This window comes from Blautia fusiformis (genome assembly GCF_020686995.1).
Taxonomy (GTDB): Bacteria; Bacillota; Clostridia; order Lachnospirales; family Lachnospiraceae; genus Blautia_A; species Blautia_A fusiformis.
The window spans coordinates 226020-243207 of the sequence record NZ_JAJEPT010000002.1 but is presented as its reverse complement, the minus strand read 5'-3'; the positions used below and the strand labels follow the sequence as shown (position 1 = coordinate 243207).

The window sequence follows — 17188 nt, the reverse complement described above, 5'->3', positions numbered from 1 at the left end:
CGGGTCAGCCCGTTGTTCGCTCTACATCAAGAACACTTTCAACCTGACGGATCTTTTCGATCAGGGAATTCAGTTCCTGTTTGCTGCATACATTAAAGGACATGGAAATCGTGGCGCGTTCCTGCTTGTTGGTACGGCTGTTAATGGAACGAAGATCGATCTTCCTCTCTGTAAAGATCTTGGAAATATCCACCAGAAGTCCGGTACGGTTATTTGCATAAACCTGGATCTCCGCTTCGTATTTCTCGGAATCCGCTCTGTCCGGCATCTGCCACTCTGCTTCAATGAGACGTTTCCGGTCAATCTCAGGCATGTTGAGCACATTCACACAGTCTGTACGATGAATGGTGATCCCTCTTCCTCTTGTTACAAAGCCTACGATCTCATCTCCCGGGATCGGACTACAGCATTTGGAAAAACGAACTGCCACATCATGAATGCCTTTTACTACAATGCCACTCTTACTCTTGGCAATGTGAAGCTTCTCCTGTGATTCGGAAGCTGCCTCCAGGACCTGTTCATCTGTAAGATTCTTCTTATGCTCCCTCTCATAGGCTTCTACCAGCTTGTTAAACACCTGACCTTCTTTCAGGCCGCCATGTCCGATCGCTGCCAATACAGAATCCCAGTCTCGGAAACCATATTTATGCATTACCGATTCCATATACTGTGGCTTGGTATATATGCCTGGTTTAAAGCCCTTGGTCTTGGCATACTGATTCAGCATGTCCTTACCCTTCAGGATATTATCTTCCTTCAGTTCTTTCTTAAACCACTGGTTGATCTTATTCTTAGCCTGTGTGCTCTTTACGATCTTCAGCCAGTCACGGCTGGGGCCCTGAGAATTCTGGGATGTTATGATCTCAATACGATCACCGTTTTTGATCTTATATTCAATAGGAACAAGTTTGCCATTGACCCTGGCACCTACCATCTTGTTTCCTACTGCACTGTGCACGCTGTATGCAAAATCAATAGGTGTAGAACCATTTGGGAGTGTTTTTACATCTCCCTGGGGAGTGAAACAGTAAACACTGTCTGCAAAAAGATCCAAATCATTTTTCAGAAGGCTCATGAACTCCCGGTTATCGGACATGTCACGCTGCCACTCCAGGATCTGGCGCAGCCAGTTCAGCTTCTCTTCCTCACTCTTTCCAGGTTTCTTACCATCGGAAGTTTCCTTATATTTCCAATGAGCCGCAATACCGTATTCTGCGGTTTTATGCATTTCAAATGTACGGATCTGGATTTCGAAAGGCTGTCCGTTAGGGCCGATCAGTGTTGTATGCAGAGACTGATACATATTGGCCTTCGGCATTGCGATATAATCTTTAAATCTACCGGGGATCGGCTTATACATCTCATGGATAACACCAAGAGCTGCATAACAGTCCTTCACAGTATCTACAATGATACGTACGGCAAACAGATCATAAATCTGATCAATGGTTTTATCCTGATTGACCATCTTCTTATAGATGCTGAAGAAATGCTTCACACGGCCATCCACCTGCGCCCTGATATTGGCATCCTCCATATGCTGCTTTACCTGTTTCACGATAGAATTAACAAATTCCTCACGGGCACTTTTGCGAAGAGCAACCTTTTCTACCAGATCATAGTAAACATCCGGCTTCAGATACTTAAGAGAAAGATCATCCAGTTCCACCTTGATCTTGGAAATACCAAGCCGCATCGCGATGGGAGCATAGATATCCATGGTTTCTCTTGCTTTCTCCTGCTGTTTCTCTGGTCTCATATATTGCAGGGTACGCATATTATGAAGACGGTCCGCAAGCTTGATCAGGATAACGCGGATATCCTTAGCCATTGCAAGGAACATCTTTCTTAAATTCTCAGCCTGAACCTCTACCTTGTCCTTGGAATAGGACAGCTGTCCCAGCTTGGTAACACCATCTACCAGAAGTGCTACCTCAGAACCAAATTCCTTTTCTACTTCTTCATACGTCATCCAGGTATCCTCTACCGCATCATGAAGAAGGCCTGCCACTATGGTTTCCTTATCCAGCTCAAGATCCGCAAGGATGATCGCAACACAGAGAGGATGAATGATATAAGGTTCACCGGATTTACGTTTCTGATCCTTATGTGCCTCACTGGCCACTTTATAGGCCTTTTCAATCATGGAAATATCTGTAGACGGATGATATTTCTTCACACTTTTTATCAGCTCCTGATAAAGAACCTCAGGGCTTGTAAAATCATGCATGGATTTCACCGCCGCATCTGCCTTCCGGACAGACTCTCTTTTTTCTTCTTCCTTCTGTATCTCAATGTTTTGTTTTTCCGTATTTTTTGTCTCTGCCATTAAATCCCACCTGCCTGTGCACAATTTCATACTGCCGTATGACTACAACAGTTCACATCCCCTTCCACCGACAAAAAATCATTTTCCGTCGTAACAGATCACAGATGCCACATCATAACCTTTGAGACGCTCACGTCCCTTCAGACCTGCAAGCTCCATAAGGAAAACCACCTTGACAACCTCGCCGCCAAGCTCCTCCACAAGCTTGATGGCTGCTTCCACGCTTCCGCCCGTAGCGATCAGGTCATCCACAATAACAACCTTCTGTCCCGGCTTGATGGAATCCTTATGCATCTCGATAGTTGCACTTCCATACTCCAGATCATAGGTTCTGGAAACGGTCTCACATGGAAGTTTTCCTGCTTTGCGGACCAGAACAAAGGGTTTGTGAAGATTATATGCGATCGGCATACCAAAGATAAAGCCTCTGGATTCAAGACCTGTGATCACATCGAACTCCTCACCCTCCAGACAATCCTGCATAGAATCAATGGCAAGCTGTAATCCATCCGCATCCTGAAGGACGCTGGTAACGTCACGGAAAATAATCCCTGGCTCTGGAAAGTCCGGGATACTTCTTACATATTCTTCTATTTTTTTCATAATAACCTCCAATGGTTTAATTTGTCAATCAGATGTTAGATAGTATAGCACTTTTTCTGTAGGGAATCAATGTGCAACCCGACAGAACTCGCGGAATTACGACAGGCCCTGGACTGCATATTGCCCAGTACAGAGCCTTCTTTCCTGTTTTACAGTCAATTACTTGCTGTCAGGATCTGCATTTTAGAGATACTTTCTCCTGTTATTCTGTAATATAATTTCGGATTACGATCTGTAAGGTCTCTCTTCCCTGATAACGGTTGATCTCAGGATAATATGTGACCGCAATACTTCCACAGTTTTTTATTCTATCAACAAATTCATCTGCTTCTCCAAAATATACTGCTTCCACTACACAGCCGGTACTGTCTGACAGCTGAAGCTTTGCCACATTCCTATTTTTGCCAAGAATACGGCTGCTTAAAACCCGAAGTCCCTTCTGTGCAAAAATCGGTTTGGTATTTCCCTTTCCAAAAGGCTCCAGCAGGGATATCTCTTCCACAAGTTCCTTATTTATATAGGAAACCGGCATTGGCACATCGATCAGGATCTTTGGAGCCAGATCTTTTTCTGTCAGAGTACAGTTTTCGTTTAACCGTCTGCGGAACTCTTCCACATTTTCTTCTTTAATGGATAATCCTGCCGCCATAGGATGACCGCCATACTGTTCCATCAGATCTCCGCATTTTACCAGTTCCTCAAACATGGAATAGCTTTCTATGGAACGTCCGCTACCTTTCACCATTGTTTCACCTTTTGTCAGGACAAAGACCGGTTTATTGTACTTTTCCCGGATGCGTCCCGCAATAATTCCGGCCAGGCTTTCGTGACAGTCCGGTAAATAGATCACAAGAACCCTGTCCTGTCCGATTTCTGTCTCTTCCACAATACGGATCGCTGCTTCCTTTCCCTCTTCTGTGAGAGCTTTTCTGCTTTGATTCAACGCAGTCAGATCACCGGCAAGTTTTGCTGCTTCATCTTCCGTCTCCGCACAGAGCAGTTTCAGGGAACGTGCAGCGGTATCCAGTCTTCCACTGGCATTGATACATGGTCCCAGCACAAACCCTACATGATAGGCAGTGATCGGCCCATCCTCCAGGCCATTGGCACGGATCAGTTCACGGAGACCTTTGTTAGAAGTGCGGGAAAGTCGTTTCAGGCCTTCCTTTACAAGGATGCGGTTTTCACCCTGAAGATCCATCACGTCTCCCACCGTGGCAATGGCTCCTAATTCCAGAAAATCTTCCAGCTCTTTTTCCGGAATCCCGCATGCCTCATAGAGAGCTGTCACCAGCTTCAACGCAACAACTGCTCCGCACAATCTTTTCTCCGGATAATTACAGTCCGGCTGTTTTGGATTTACAATGGCATCAGCCGGCGGAAGGATCAGTTCTCTTCCATCTTCCGTTTCTTTATAGGGAATTTCATGATGATCGGTTATTATCACCGTCATTCCCTTCTCTTTAGCCATAGTGATTTCATTGTACGCCGCAATTCCATTATCACAGGTAACAATTACGTCAATCCCATCATTCACTGCTCTTTCGATCAGGTGCTCATGGATTCCATATCCATCTGCCACACGGTCCGGAATATATGTATCTGCCAGAGCTCCTGCACGCTTCAGTCCTTTGATCAGAATGAAGGTCGATACTACCCCATCAATGTCATAATCGCCTATAATACGGATGCGTTTTTTTCCCTTTATTTTATTCCGCAGGATCTCCACTGCCTTATCCACATCTTTCATCAAATGCGGAGAAGCCAGTTCGTCCACCTTTCCATAAAGATATCTGCGAATTTCATCCCTGTCCTGTACATCCCGGTTTCGGATCAGTCTGGCGATCACCGGATCAATTCCGAACTCTTTTCCAATTGCCGCAAAGTCCGCCCGTTTTGCAGCAACAACCCATCGTTCCATGTTGTTTCCTCCTTGATGCTTTGCCGCTTTCTTTCTTCAAAGCAACACAATAACCGTATTGTAACTCATACTCCTGCATAGCTGCAAGTTTTTTATGCCACACAAAAAAAACGTTCCGCCAGGAAATATTCTTTCCCGGTACGGAACGTTTCTGTTATTCAGCAATTTTATTCAGATTTCTCCTCATCATTCTGCTGCGTTGCTGCCTCCTGCGCTGCAAGGCGCTCGGCAACTCTTTTACGGTTTTTCTTCTTCGGCTGCTGAGCTGTCTGCTGTCCGGATGGCTGTTTTACCTTTTTCTCAGATTTCTCGGAAGAAATCTTTGCGGAAGCTGCTACAGCTGCCGGTGCTGCAACACGATTTTTTCTGAATGTTTTCATGGTGTACCACAGAGCACCAGTGATGCATACAGAAGAATATGCTCCACCGATGATACCTACCATCAGCGGTGCTGCAAATTCTTTAATTGAGGAAACACCCATTACATAAAGAATTGCAACCATTACAAATGTTGTCAGGGATGTGTAAATGCTTCGTGTCAGAGTTTCTGTAACACTGGTATTTACGATCTCTTTCAGTTTCTCATCCTCAACTTTCTTTCTGCCTCTCATATTCTCACGGATACGGTCGAAGATGACAATAGTAGCATTGATGGAATAACCTACGATCGTCAGCATACACGCAATAAATGTATTTCCCACAGATGTTCTGGAAATAACATAAAACGCAAGTACGACCAGGACATCATGAAGAAGTGCAAGTACTGCACTGCTTGCAAAGCGGATATCCTTGAAACGGAACCAGATGTAAAGAAGCATGAAGATCGCAGCTACGATAACCGCTACGATAGCGTCTCTTCTCATCTCATTGCTGACAGTAGCGGAAATATTCTCCGATGTGATCAGACTTGTATCTACATCAAAATTTTCCTCCAATGCCTTATTCAGTGCTTCTCGTTCCTTAAGATCCAGAGAACGTGTTTTGATCACTACCTGATTGGTTCCCTGCACCTTGGTCGGCTGTACATTCTTATCACCTGTCACTGCCTCAACAACCGGTGTTACCTCGGAATCGATCTCCTTGATATCCATCTCTTTATTGAAGGTTACATTGGTAGAAGTACCGCCGGAAAACTCCAGACTGTAATTCATGGCTTTGTCACCGATCACATTACTGTGGACCAGCATTCCTACAGGTCCGCAAAGGATCAGGATAATGGAAACAGCAAAGAAGATTTTTCTCTTTCCAACAAAATCCACAACCTTACGTTCCTTGGCAATGCCATAAAATTTCGGGTCACGAACACCAATTGCGTATACCGCATTAATAACAAGCCTGGATATAACCAGTGCTGTAAACATGGAGATCACGATACCCATTGCCAGCGTGTAGGCAAACCCCTTAACAGAACCGGAGCCAAGCCACATCAGCACACAAGCCGCGATCAGTGTTGTGATGTTTCCATCAAAAATAGCGGAAAACGCTTTGCCGAATCCACTTTTGATCGCTGCATGGACAGAAAGGCCTGCCGCGATCTCCTCACGGATTCTGGCGTAGATGATAACATTGGCATCCACTGCCATACCAATGCCCAAGATGATACCTGCAATACCCGGAAGCGTAAGGGTGATATCAAAGGCATTCAGTGTGATCAGCATTAAGGTTGTATAAAGAACCAGTGCAACAGATGCAACCAGACCTGGGATACGGTATGCGATGATCATGATCAGCATAACGATCACAAGACCGATTGCTCCGGCTTTTACACTTGTTGCAATGGCTTCTTCACCAAGCTGTGCAGCAACTACGCTGGAACGAAGCTCGGTAAGCTCAAGACTTAAGGAACCGATTCTTATGTAAGAAGCAAGATTCTGTGCCTCTTCTGTACTTGCCATTCCGGTGATCTGAGCTTTTCCGCCGGAAATCTCCTCATTTACATTCGGAGCGCTTAAAACCTGATCGTCATATACGATTGCGATCTGCTTTCCAACATTTGCCTTGGTAGCTTCCGCAAATTTGGTTTTTCCATTCTTTGTAAGAGTCAGACTGACTGCATATTTCTGGGAGCTTGTGGATGAATCCTGATAAGCACCTCCCTCAGCGTCTGCAACGTCTGTACCTTCCAGTACAACAGATCCGGCTTTCTGGATATCCTCAATACTTCTTGCAAGAACATATCCACTCTCACTGTTTCCTGTTGTAAAATTCTGGTTTCCGTCTGCATCTGTCTGATCGATAAAATACAGAGAACCTGGCTTTCCAAGTTCTTCCAAGATCGCATTTGCATCTGATACTCCTGGAATCTCAATGGTGATACGGTTGGAACCTTCCTGATATGCCTGTGCCTCAGTACTGTACTGAGAAACACGCTGCTGCATCTTGTAAACAGTATCGGACATGTCTTCCTTGCTCGGATTGCTGTCCTTAGCCTGGTATGTGATGCTGACACCGCCGGCAAGATCAAGTCCGGTGTTGATATTCTTAGCCGAACCTGTTCCTGTAGGACCAATGCCTACCGCAGCCACATAGCAGAAGAATACTGTGACAATTGCTGTCAGAAGCAGCACTGCAATTCCTCTACTTTTCTTCATTTTCTTTTTCCTCTCTTATTCCGCCAAAGCGGCTTTTATCATGATAGCGCACTCCACACGCTTCCTCTGGAGTTCGCATCCGATCTTATAATTCCCCCGGATATCCCCGCCGAAATGGTAACCATTTGCCGCACAGCCGCCGCTGCAGTAGAATCTGGCAAAACAGTCTTTACAGTCCGGTTTCGTATAGACGTTACATCTTCCAAAGTCTTTTACGATTTCAGGCTTTGTGATTCCCTCGTCTACATTACCCATAAGGTACTGTTCCTCACCCACAAACTGGTGACATGGATAAAAATCTCCCCACGGAGTAACAGCCAGGTACTCGGTTCCTGAACCGCATCCGGAAAGTCGTTTGTATACACACGGACCACCGGTAAGGTCTATCATAAAGTGGAAGAAGTTGAATCCTTTTCCCTCTTTTTCTCTTTTGATCATTTCTTTTGCAAGAATATCATACTGTTCCAGGATCTGTGGGATATCCTCCTCACGGATCGCATACTCTTCTGTATCTGCTGCCACGACCGGCTCAACAGAAATCTGCTTGAAGCCAAGATCTGCCAGATGCAGAACATCCTGAGAGAAATCAAGATTATGATGAGTAAAGGTTCCTCTTACATAATACTTGTCCTGATTTCTGGATTCCGCAAATTTCTCAAATTTCGGCATGATCAGATCATAGCTTCCTGCACCCTTACGGAACGGGCGCATGTAGTCATGAACTTCTTTTCTACCGTCCACGCTTAAGACAACATTTCCCATTTCCTTATTGCAGAATTCCATCACCTCATCATTTAAAAGAACGCCGTTGGTTGTCAGTGTGAAGCGGAATTTTTTGTTATGAAGTTTCTCCTGTTCTCTTCCATATTTCACAAGATCCTTTACAACCTGCCAGTTCATAAGAGGCTCGCCGCCAAAGAAATCCACTTCCAGATTCTTTCTGGAGCCGGAATTAGCGATCAGGAAATCCAACGCTTTTTTTCCTACCTCAAAAGACATCAGCGCACGTCTTCCGTGATACTCTCCTTCTTCTGCAAAACAATATCTACATGCCAGATTACAGTCATGAGCAATATGAAGGCAAAGAGCCTTTACAACGGTCTGGCGGTTTTTGGTAAATTCATCAATGATATTCTCATAAATATCTTTTGTAAAAAGCATTCCCTGTTCCTGAAGCTTCTTACATTCAGTTACAGAGGTTTCCACATCCTCTTTCTTAAAACGGTCGCCAAGCTTCTCAGCAATGGCAGCCGCTTCCATGCCTTCTTCAAGATACGGCAGCACCTCATAGGTTACTTCATCTACTAGGTGGATACAGCCGCTGTTGATATCCAGCACAATATTATATCCATTACTTTGATAACGGTGAATCAGACTCATCTTCCCGCAATCCTTTCTAAAATTCTTTTATAACCCGACAAAACGCGCCCTCCGGCGCGTTTTGCTGGATACCTGTTACTTTCAGATAAAACAAGTGAAGCAGCGGATCTCCCGCTGCTTTCCACTCATTCAACGGCTGCTTCTTATTTGTGCTCGCAGCTCTGGTTTCCTACTGTACAGGAAGTCTTGCAAGCAGACTGACAGGATGTCTGACATTCGCCACATCCACCCTTCTTAACCGTGTTCTGAAGGTTCTTTGTATTTAATGTCTTGATATGTTCCATGATATATCCTCCTTTATGTATTCTATTCTTCGCCTAGTATAGCATAAAATCATCGATTTTCAAAGCATTTTTTTGTAAGCTTTTACGACAGCATCCCACCAATGGCTCCGCCACCAAGACACATGAAAAAAGTAGTCAACGCATGGGCAAAGGTCATATCCCATTTCCCCTGTGCCAGAAAAGATACCAGAAGCAGCAGAACATAATAGGAAAGCCCGGTAACGATCCCCCATATATATCGGTCTTTCCGTATGATCTTTCCCGCCATAAAACCTCCGACCAGGCAGGATACTACATAAATAATAATGATCCCCACCGCCGCCGTCCCTCCTCCAAATTCAAACTGAAAGAGCAGAAACGCCAGTATCAGAAGAAAAAGTCCTGTCACTCCATAGGCTAGCAGCAATGATCGTAATATTGCTTTTCCCTTCATAAAAAAGCCCTCCCACAGTCATTATATGGGAGAGCTTTTTCTCTTATTCATTACTTCTTTCTTTTCTTAAAAAACACTGCTACACCAGCTACAACTGCCGCTGCCACAAACAAGATCACAAACGGAAGGATCTGAGTGTTATCTCCGGTATTTACCTGTTTCTTGGATGTTGTTGCAGAAGACTGTTCTTCAGCCTCATTCTCCGCCGTATCACTGTTCTGAGAAGAAGACTGTTCCTGATCTGTGCTATCTGAAGTCAGATTCTGAGATGTCTCTGCCGTATTGGTGTCTGTACTGTCTGTTTCTGCAGAATCTGCAGTACCTGAAGATGCAGTATCTGAAGATGAAGCATCAGCTGCAGGTGTAACCGTTGCACCGGTATTGCTTTCAGCATCTGGCCCTACCAGAGATTTACTTCCAGCGATGCCAAATGGGCTGAATGAATGTGTACTGAAAGTCATTGTGGCACCATCCATGCTTGGAATGATAGTCTCCATTGCGCCATTATCAAGAAGGTGTTCAATAGAATATGTATAGCCGGCCTTTACAGGTACAGTCACACTGATATACTCCCCATCCGGAATTTTATACTCTGTATTATTCTGTGTATCCCAGAGTTCAAACTCATAGGATTTAAAGATTGTTGCATCTTCTTCATTGGTAAACTGATAGTCCTCACCACCAGAAACACGAAACTGTACATACCACGGAAGATCGATTCCTGATACAGTTATTCCATCACAGGTATGATTTTGAGACGCAATTTCCTCTTTTTCTGTTTCTGTCAGATCGGTAGCTGCATTCTGAGGGCGTTTATCCTCTGTATCATCTTTCCTGTCAAAAATATTATCCTTGTTTTCTTCAGTATCAGGAGTCTCCGTAATTTCTGGAATCGCAGTAATTTCAGCATCGTTATTTTTTTCATGCTTCTCATCGTCTCTATTCTCAGATGCTGCATCAGGATCCATACCATCTTCTGCCGCCGGAGTTATCGTTACAGCAGGAGTTTCCACAGCTTCTGCTTCTTCCCCATCCTGAGTTTTATTATCCTCAGATGGTGCAGCTGTTACCTCCGGAGCTTCTGTTATCTCCGGATCCCTTTTTTCCTCTCCACTGGCATCTGCTGCATCTGAAGAATCTGAAGAAGACTGCTCCGTTTTTCCTGTTGTCTCCGGATCTTCTTTATTTTTCTGGGCACTGTCATCCTGCAGACCTTCGTTCTTCTTCTCATTCTCTGCAGTGCTGTCCTCTGTTTCTTTTACAGAAGTATCTGCATCACTCTCATTGACGTCGGTTCCATTTTCCTCTTTATCATCGGTTCCATAGGATTCTCCTGAATCTGAATCAGAAGAATCGGAACTTTCCTCACTTCCGGAATTTTCCTCTGTACTGTCAATGCTGCTGACCACAACTGTCACGGAACCTGTAAGTGTTCCTGAATTACTATCCCACCCCGGAAGGCCTGAAAGGTCAGCACCTGCAGCAGGTTTGAACACTACCCCACAGGATTGCACACGTTTGTCCGGAACATAAGAACTATCTGCCCAGGAAAGAGTTCCATACGCATTAGATGGGAGCGCAATGTTAGCAAGAGCTGTAGGGCTGTCAATAGTTATATTATCCGGGATCACAGCACCGGATTCTATACCTGAAGAGTTCTCCGCATATGCCGGAAAGGTCTGTCCTCCGATCAGTGTCATGGACAATGCCGCTGCTGCCAGTATTGAAAAGCTTCTGCTAAATGTAATCTTTGTGTTCTTTTTCATAATAATCTGCACCTCTATATTCAAAATCTAAGATTCATATTTGCCTTTTGTCAAAAAATTCAGTTATATAAAATATCGAACGCATGTAACATGCGCTCGAACCAATATTTCTCCAAAAATTAATATCTTGTTAATCTTTCGTAACAGATATTTCTTTTTTTCGTCAAATGCATTATAACACAATTCTTTTTTTTACGACACCCCTAAATTAATTTTTTTTGAGCATCAATGAAAATTGTTTAATTATTCTAGTTATTTCCCTCATTACCTCATCAATTCCATCATTTGTCATAATCCACGTATTTTTATCTATAGAATCCACACAACACGAACTCACAAAGAATTCCGTATCCGGATAAAGCAACTTGTAATACATCAACGCACGTCTTGCATGACAGGTTTTACAGCAGAGAATCGCCTTTTTGATATCCAGGTATTCTCTGTCTGTTACCTGCCGGGAATAAATTGCGTTCTCATAAGTGTAGGTTGCCTGATCTTCTTTCAGAATCGCTTCTTCCGGTACACCATTCTGCATCAGAACATCTTTCAAAAAATCCCATTCCGTTTTGTATGTCCCACAATAACATTCTTTCTTGTCAAGAACTCCTGTAAATCTCCCTGCTGTGATACTGTATCTTCCACTGGGCAGGATCTTTGGTGCAAACCCATTCCTGTAAAGCTCCGCTGCTTTTTCCGCCATTTGAGGATATCCGTTTCCCGGAACAAAGATCACATCCGCTTTTTCCGGCTTATCTTCTATAAACATGAAATCTTCTATCTGTTTCAGAAACTCTTCGTACATTATTTTCTATGTCCTTTCTTTACCATCTGCAACTAAATCCCGGATCAAAAGATATTTATCTGACAGGTATCCCTTATCCAGCTTTCTGTATTGCCTAATCATATCACTCTTTCGTGGCAGATGCACTAACAGATCATCTGTTTTCTATTTTGTAACGATCACTGTGCTATATCCACTGTCCCTCAGCCTTTGTTCCATATTGACCGCATTTCCAAGCTGCATATATGCTCCTACCTGAACTTTGTAAAGATCATTCTCTCTCAGGATAAACGCCGGAAATCCCTGATCTGTCAGCTGATACAACATCCTGTCTGCATTTTCCCGATTTCGAAATGCTCCTGTCTGTACCCGATAATACAATGGCTCTTCCACCGTTTCCTCATTCAATGTTCCCAGAATGGCATCTGCGATGCTTCTGGCAATCTCTTCGAATTTTTTTTCAAAAAGCTGATTATCCTTTTCCGAGTTTATAAATCCGGTCTCGATCAAAAGTGCCGGCATTTTTGTGCGCCGGAGCACTACCAGCCCCGGACGTTCTTTTACGCCCAGTTCCCGAAACCCCAGTTCTCCCAATGCTCCCAGGATATTCTGTGCCATCTGATATTTAATGCCTTTCTTATCATAGACCAGTACTTCAACTCCATTGTATTGTTCCGGCTTGGAACTGCTGTTGCGATGAAAAGAAATAAAAAAATCTGCTCCAGCTTCATTTGCAGCTTTCGCTTTTTCAAAAGGAGTCTGATAAACATCTGTAGTCCTGGTATAAACCACATCCACGCCGTTCTCTTCCAGGATCTTTCCTACTGCAAGGGTCAGTTTCAGATTGTCATCCTTTTCCTTGCGATCTTTATAAACAGCACCCGGATCTTCTCCACCATGTCCGGCATCCAGAACGATTTTATATGCCATGTTCTTTCTCCTTGAGAATTTCATTCACAATATGATATGACTGTATGTTTTTTCCTGTGCCTGCATTTCATTTCATGCTTTATTTTGTTTTCCGGATCTGTTTACTCAACATATTTTCACGTTAATTCTTCTTGACTTTTAAGCGTTAAAGTGTTATATTAACACAATCAGCGTTGTATTTTTAAATAATCCAAAAATGCAGCAACATCGTGAGGAGGAAAACAATATGAAAAAGCGTATTTTAACAGCTGTACTCGCAGCAGCTCTTGTAACAGGAACCTGTGCTGCCACAGTAAGCGCCAAAGAAGAAAAGACTTACACAATAGGTATCTGCCAGCTGGTCCAGCATGACGCACTGGATGCCGCAACCAAGGGTTTTGAGGATGCCATCACTGAAAAGATGGGTGATTCCGTAAAATTTGACGAGCAAAATGCACAGGGTGATTCTAATACCTGTTCTACCATTATCAACAGCTTTGTTTCAGAAGGGGCAGACCTGATCCTTGCAAACGCAACCGCATCTCTTCAGGCTGCAGCTGCCGGAACTTCCGATATCCCAATCCTTGGAACAGCCGTTACCGAATATGGTGTCGCTCTTGGAATCGATGACTTTGACGGAACAGTAGGCGGGAACATTTCCGGTACTTCTGATCTTGCTCCTCTTGATGAGCAGGCCGATATGCTCCATGAGCTTTTCCCGGATGCAAAAAATGTCGGACTTCTCTACTGCTCAGCAGAGCCAAACTCCCAGTATCAGGTAGATACAGTAAAAGATGCTCTCGAGAAGCTTGGTTATACCTGTGAAGATTATGCATTCTCTGATTCCAACGATCTTTCATCCGTTGTTACCACAGCTGCCAATGACAGTGATGTGATCTATGCACCTACAGATAATACTGTAGCATCCAATACTGAGATCATCAACAACATCTGTCTTCCGGCAAAGGTCCCGGTAATCGCTGGTGAAGAAGGTATCTGCCAGGCATGTGGTGTTGCAACACTTTCCATCAGCTACTATGATCTTGGATACAAAACCGGCGAAATGGCAGTCAGCATCCTTCAGGATGGTAAAGATATCTCCAAAATGCCGATTGAATATGCACCAAAATTCACAAAAGAATACAACAAAGACATCTGTGACGAGCTTGGTATTAAAATTCCGGATGGATATGAAGCAATCGAAACAGATAAAACAGCTGAATAATCGGTAAAAAACCTATTATACACTGATACAGCGAGAAGGGAGTTCCCCTTCTCGCTGTTCGTGCATAAAAAAGAGGAGGATAATTTAACATGCAGATTATGAGTTTAATAACCGCACTTCCAGGAGCTGCCGCACAGGGGCTTATCTGGGGAATCATGGCGATCGGTGTGTACATTACATTCCGCATTCTTGATATTGCGGATCTTACCGTTGACGGAACTTTATGTACAGGCGGCGCTGTTTGTATCATGATGATGCTCAGCGGACACAATGTATGGGTGTCCATGCTGGTTGCAACAGGAGCCGGACTTCTGGCCGGTCTTGCCACCGGTATTTTTCATACCTTTATGGGCATCCCGGCTATCCTTGCCGGAATCCTGACACAGCTTTCCCTTTACTCTGTCAACCTGAAGATCATGGGAAAAGCAAACCAGGCGATCAATGTTGATAAATTTAATCTTCTGGTATCCCTTCGACGTGTCAAGGGTGTTGCTCTGACACAGAATACGCTTTTTATCGTAGCAATTATGATCATCATTCTGATTGCAGTCCTTTACTGGTTCTTCGGAACTGAACTCGGATGTTCCCTGCGTGCGACCGGATGTAATCCAAGCATGTCCCGTGCACAGGGTATCAACACAGACCGCAATAAGGTTCTGGGACTGATGCTTTCCAACGGACTTGTTGCTCTTTCCGGCGCTCTTCTCACACAGTACCAGGGATTTGCAGATATCAACATGGGACGTGGTTCTATCGTTATCGGTCTTGCTGCAGTAATTATCGGTGAAGCGATCTTCAGCCGTATTTTCCGCAACTTTGCACTGAAGCTGTTAAGCGTTGTATTTGGTTCTATTCTTTATTATCTGGTACTTCAGATTGTTATCTGGATGGGAATTGATACAGACCTTCTGAAAATGCTTTCCGCACTCGTCGTTGCATTTTTCCTTGCTTTCCCATACTGGAAGGGCAAATACTTTACAAAAGCCAAACAGGGAGGTAAATGATCATGCTGAAACTGATCGATATACATAAAACATTTAATCCGGGCACCATCAATGAAAAGGTTGCTTTAAACGGCGTGGATCTTCATCTGAACGAAGGTGATTTTGTTACAGTCATCGGAGGAAACGGCGCCGGAAAATCTACTATGCTGAATGCAGTTGCAGGTGCCTGGCCTGTAGATTCCGGAAAGATCATTATCGGTGGAACCGATGTCACAAAACTTTCCGAATATAAAAGAGCCGCGTATCTTGGCCGTGTATTCCAGGATCCTATGACCGGAACTGCTGCAACTATGGGAATTGAAGAAAATCTCGCTCTTGCCAAACGCCGCGGAAAATCCCGCCTTCTCCGTCCGGGCATTACCCGCCAGGAACGGGAAGAATACCACGAACTCCTGAAGATTCTCGGTCTTGGTCTTGAGGACCGGCTCACTTCCAAAGTCGGACTCCTCTCCGGTGGCCAGCGTCAGGCATTGACACTTCTGATGGCAACTTTAAAGAAGCCTCAGCTTCTTCTTCTGGATGAGCACACTGCTGCTCTTGATCCGAAGACTGCAGCCAAGGTTCTCGAGATCACAGACATGATCGTAAACCGCGATCATCTGACAACCATGATGATCACCCATAACATGCGTGATGCAATCACTCACGGCAATCGTCTGATCATGATGTGGGAGGGAAAGATCATTTTGGATATCCAGGGCGAAGAAAAGAAAAAGCTTACAGTCAAAGATCTCCTGGACAAATTCGAAGAAGCCAGCGGTGAAGAATTTTCCAACGATTCCGCACTTCTCAGCTAAACCACAAAAAAAGAACTCTTATAATAGTTAAACAAACAGCATAACACATGGAAAAAACCTGGCCGGAATTTCATTCTTTATGATGGATTCCGGCCTTAATTTCTGTTCTAATGCCAAATAACGATAAACTCAAAGCACTTCCACATGTCACCTCTCTTTAGCTCATTTCAATTCCACAGAGAATTCACCACTCCTTCTGCTGTATCGATAAATGGAAGATGTCAGATAATCCTCTTCCGGAGTTGCTTTCTCGAGCGTATCACTTAGAACTTCTTTCAAATCTTCCGGATAAACCACATCCGCATTATGGACCATTACTTCATGAACACTGGTAAAAACCAGATACAGGTCTGACCCCAGAAGTTCAGAAAGACGTCTGGCTACCCCGGGCAAAAAGATTGCTGCCGCTCCATTAGTACGCTTTTCTGTACTCAGGCAATTCCCGGCAATCCCTTTATTTGGATGGTATGTTCCAAGGATATCCATGAAATTATCTCCTTCATATGTTTTATCAAACAGCATTTTTTCCCAATGATAGATTCTTGGTGGACTGATAAAATATGTATTTATTAGAGCAGCTTCGAAAACAGTATCCGCATCTTTTCCCCATTTCTCCACAAAGCTTTTCTTGATCTTTGCACTCAGAACATATCCCTCTTTTTCTCCTGCAAGATAATAAACCACTAAAGCAATATCTCCGATTTTGTGATGAACCAACTCCTTCAGTATAGTCCTGTTTTTATCTGCATTCAGAAGTCGAATAAAAAGTCTGCTTTTTACCTTCTCATAATCTTTCAGATCATCCAAATCACATAGCACACAATTTTCACTGACTTTTTTTATCTCCCTAACACAATCATGAACGATATTTTCAAAAGAATCTTCCTGACAGTACCTTTTATAAAGCTCTTCTGTATGCAACCCGCAGACTGTTTTTGCCTTTTCCATATGACCACTCTCTACAAATAGCCTATCTCCCAAACAGCCATATTTTTCTCCATCGTTTGAAAAATAAATTTCTTCTTCCTTCAGGTCCATAGCCGCAAGAAGAAGCTTTCTCAGGTCCGTGACAAAAGTTTCATAACTTTTTTCCATATTTAATTTCCTTTCTGTGAAACAAAGCGGACGAATGTCCCGACAAAATCCTGTGCGCTCTCACAACGAC

General features: G+C 43.8%; 14 protein-coding genes. 3 read left to right on the top strand and 11 right to left on the bottom strand.

Annotated features, from left to right (window positions below; all coding sequences use genetic code 11):
- Positions 1 to 4: 4 nt before the first annotated feature.
- The 10 genes from LKD46_RS03050 to LKD46_RS03005 form a co-directional block, all read right to left on the bottom strand.
- On the bottom strand, positions 5 to 2329 hold the full coding sequence (locus LKD46_RS03050) for a RelA/SpoT family protein (RefSeq protein WP_015524639.1): 2325 nt from the start codon (positions 2327 to 2329) through the stop codon (positions 5 to 7).
- 78 nt (positions 2330 to 2407) lie between these two features.
- Positions 2408 to 2932, bottom strand: coding sequence for an adenine phosphoribosyltransferase (locus LKD46_RS03045; RefSeq protein ID WP_110102454.1), 525 nt, complete (start codon positions 2930 to 2932; stop codon positions 2408 to 2410).
- A gap of 202 nt (positions 2933 to 3134) precedes the next feature.
- A complete protein-coding gene (gene recJ, locus LKD46_RS03040) occupies positions 3135 to 4853 on the bottom strand; it encodes a single-stranded-DNA-specific exonuclease RecJ (RefSeq protein ID WP_110102453.1) in 1719 nt (572 codons plus the stop codon).
- A gap of 167 nt (positions 4854 to 5020) precedes the next feature.
- Positions 5021 to 7444 carry a protein translocase subunit SecD gene (gene secD / locus LKD46_RS03035; RefSeq protein WP_110102452.1) on the bottom strand — a complete coding sequence of 808 codons (2424 nt, stop codon included), beginning with the start codon at positions 7442 to 7444 and terminating at the stop codon, positions 5021 to 5023.
- A gap of 15 nt (positions 7445 to 7459) precedes the next feature.
- The gene (scfB, locus tag LKD46_RS03030) at positions 7460 to 8824 is read right to left on the bottom strand and encodes a thioether cross-link-forming SCIFF peptide maturase (protein ID WP_129975275.1); all 1365 of its coding nucleotides are present in this window, start codon (positions 8822 to 8824) and stop codon (positions 7460 to 7462) included.
- A gap of 143 nt (positions 8825 to 8967) precedes the next feature.
- On the bottom strand, positions 8968 to 9108 hold the full coding sequence (scfA, locus tag LKD46_RS03025; RefSeq protein WP_015524633.1) for a six-cysteine ranthipeptide SCIFF: 141 nt from the start codon (positions 9106 to 9108) through the stop codon (positions 8968 to 8970).
- An 82-nt stretch (positions 9109 to 9190) separates the two neighbouring features.
- Positions 9191 to 9541, bottom strand: a complete 351-nt coding sequence (locus LKD46_RS03020) for a TIGR04086 family membrane protein (protein ID WP_021650373.1) — start codon at positions 9539 to 9541, stop codon at positions 9191 to 9193.
- Positions 9542 to 9591: 50 nt separating this feature from the next.
- Positions 9592 to 11307 carry a hypothetical protein gene (locus LKD46_RS03015; protein WP_110102451.1) on the bottom strand — a complete coding sequence of 572 codons (1716 nt, stop codon included), beginning with the start codon at positions 11305 to 11307 and terminating at the stop codon, positions 9592 to 9594.
- Between the two features lie 208 nt (positions 11308 to 11515).
- Complete coding sequence (locus LKD46_RS03010) at positions 11516 to 12109, bottom strand: YdcF family protein (protein WP_110102450.1); 594 nt, start codon at positions 12107 to 12109, stop codon at positions 11516 to 11518.
- Positions 12110 to 12253: 144 nt separating this feature from the next.
- Complete coding sequence (locus tag LKD46_RS03005) at positions 12254 to 13018, bottom strand: N-acetylmuramoyl-L-alanine amidase (RefSeq protein ID WP_110102449.1); 765 nt, start codon at positions 13016 to 13018, stop codon at positions 12254 to 12256.
- Between the two features lie 226 nt (positions 13019 to 13244).
- Here LKD46_RS03005 and LKD46_RS03000 point away from each other — a divergent pair, with 226 nt between their 5' ends.
- The 3 genes from LKD46_RS03000 to LKD46_RS02990 all read left to right on the top strand — a co-directional run bounded on the left by LKD46_RS03000 (position 13245) and on the right by LKD46_RS02990 (position 16023).
- Positions 13245 to 14222, top strand: coding sequence for an ABC transporter substrate-binding protein (locus LKD46_RS03000; protein ID WP_044960660.1), 978 nt, complete (start codon positions 13245 to 13247; stop codon positions 14220 to 14222).
- Positions 14223 to 14311: 89 nt separating this feature from the next.
- Positions 14312 to 15226 carry an ABC transporter permease gene (locus tag LKD46_RS02995; RefSeq protein WP_021650367.1) on the top strand — a complete coding sequence of 305 codons (915 nt, stop codon included), beginning with the start codon at positions 14312 to 14314 and terminating at the stop codon, positions 15224 to 15226.
- A gap of 2 nt (positions 15227 to 15228) precedes the next feature.
- Complete coding sequence (locus LKD46_RS02990) at positions 15229 to 16023, top strand: ABC transporter ATP-binding protein (RefSeq protein WP_021977269.1); 795 nt, start codon at positions 15229 to 15231, stop codon at positions 16021 to 16023.
- A 162-nt stretch (positions 16024 to 16185) separates the two neighbouring features.
- On the opposite strand, the gene LKD46_RS02985 is transcribed toward LKD46_RS02990, so the two are convergent.
- Entirely contained in the window at positions 16186 to 17118 is a 933-nt protein-coding gene (locus LKD46_RS02985; RefSeq protein WP_110102448.1) for a DUF5688 family protein, read from the bottom strand.
- Positions 17119 to 17188 lie beyond the last annotated feature (70 nt).

Coding starts and splice junctions, on each gene's coding strand:
- scfB (WP_129975275.1), bottom strand. CDS start 8,824: ATGAGTCTGATTCACCGTTATCAAAGTAATGGATATAATATTGTGCTG.
- LKD46_RS03010 (WP_110102450.1), bottom strand. CDS start 12,109: ATGTACGAAGAGTTTCTGAAACAGATAGAAGATTTCATGTTTATAGAA.
- LKD46_RS03000 (WP_044960660.1), top strand. CDS start 13,245: ATGAAAAAGCGTATTTTAACAGCTGTACTCGCAGCAGCTCTTGTAACA.
- recJ (WP_110102453.1), bottom strand. CDS start 4,853: ATGGAACGATGGGTTGTTGCTGCAAAACGGGCGGACTTTGCGGCAATT.
- LKD46_RS02990 (WP_021977269.1), top strand. CDS start 15,229: ATGCTGAAACTGATCGATATACATAAAACATTTAATCCGGGCACCATC.
- LKD46_RS02995 (WP_021650367.1), top strand. CDS start 14,312: ATGCAGATTATGAGTTTAATAACCGCACTTCCAGGAGCTGCCGCACAG.
- LKD46_RS03045 (WP_110102454.1), bottom strand. CDS start 2,932: ATGAAAAAAATAGAAGAATATGTAAGAAGTATCCCGGACTTTCCAGAG.
- LKD46_RS02985 (WP_110102448.1), bottom strand. CDS start 17,118: ATGGAAAAAAGTTATGAAACTTTTGTCACGGACCTGAGAAAGCTTCTT.
- scfA (WP_015524633.1), bottom strand. CDS start 9,108: ATGGAACATATCAAGACATTAAATACAAAGAACCTTCAGAACACGGTT.
- LKD46_RS03020 (WP_021650373.1), bottom strand. CDS start 9,541: ATGAAGGGAAAAGCAATATTACGATCATTGCTGCTAGCCTATGGAGTG.
- secD (WP_110102452.1), bottom strand. CDS start 7,444: ATGAAGAAAAGTAGAGGAATTGCAGTGCTGCTTCTGACAGCAATTGTC.
- LKD46_RS03005 (WP_110102449.1), bottom strand. CDS start 13,018: ATGGCATATAAAATCGTTCTGGATGCCGGACATGGTGGAGAAGATCCG.
- LKD46_RS03050 (WP_015524639.1), bottom strand. CDS start 2,329: ATGGCAGAGACAAAAAATACGGAAAAACAAAACATTGAGATACAGAAG.
- LKD46_RS03015 (WP_110102451.1), bottom strand. CDS start 11,307: ATGAAAAAGAACACAAAGATTACATTTAGCAGAAGCTTTTCAATACTG.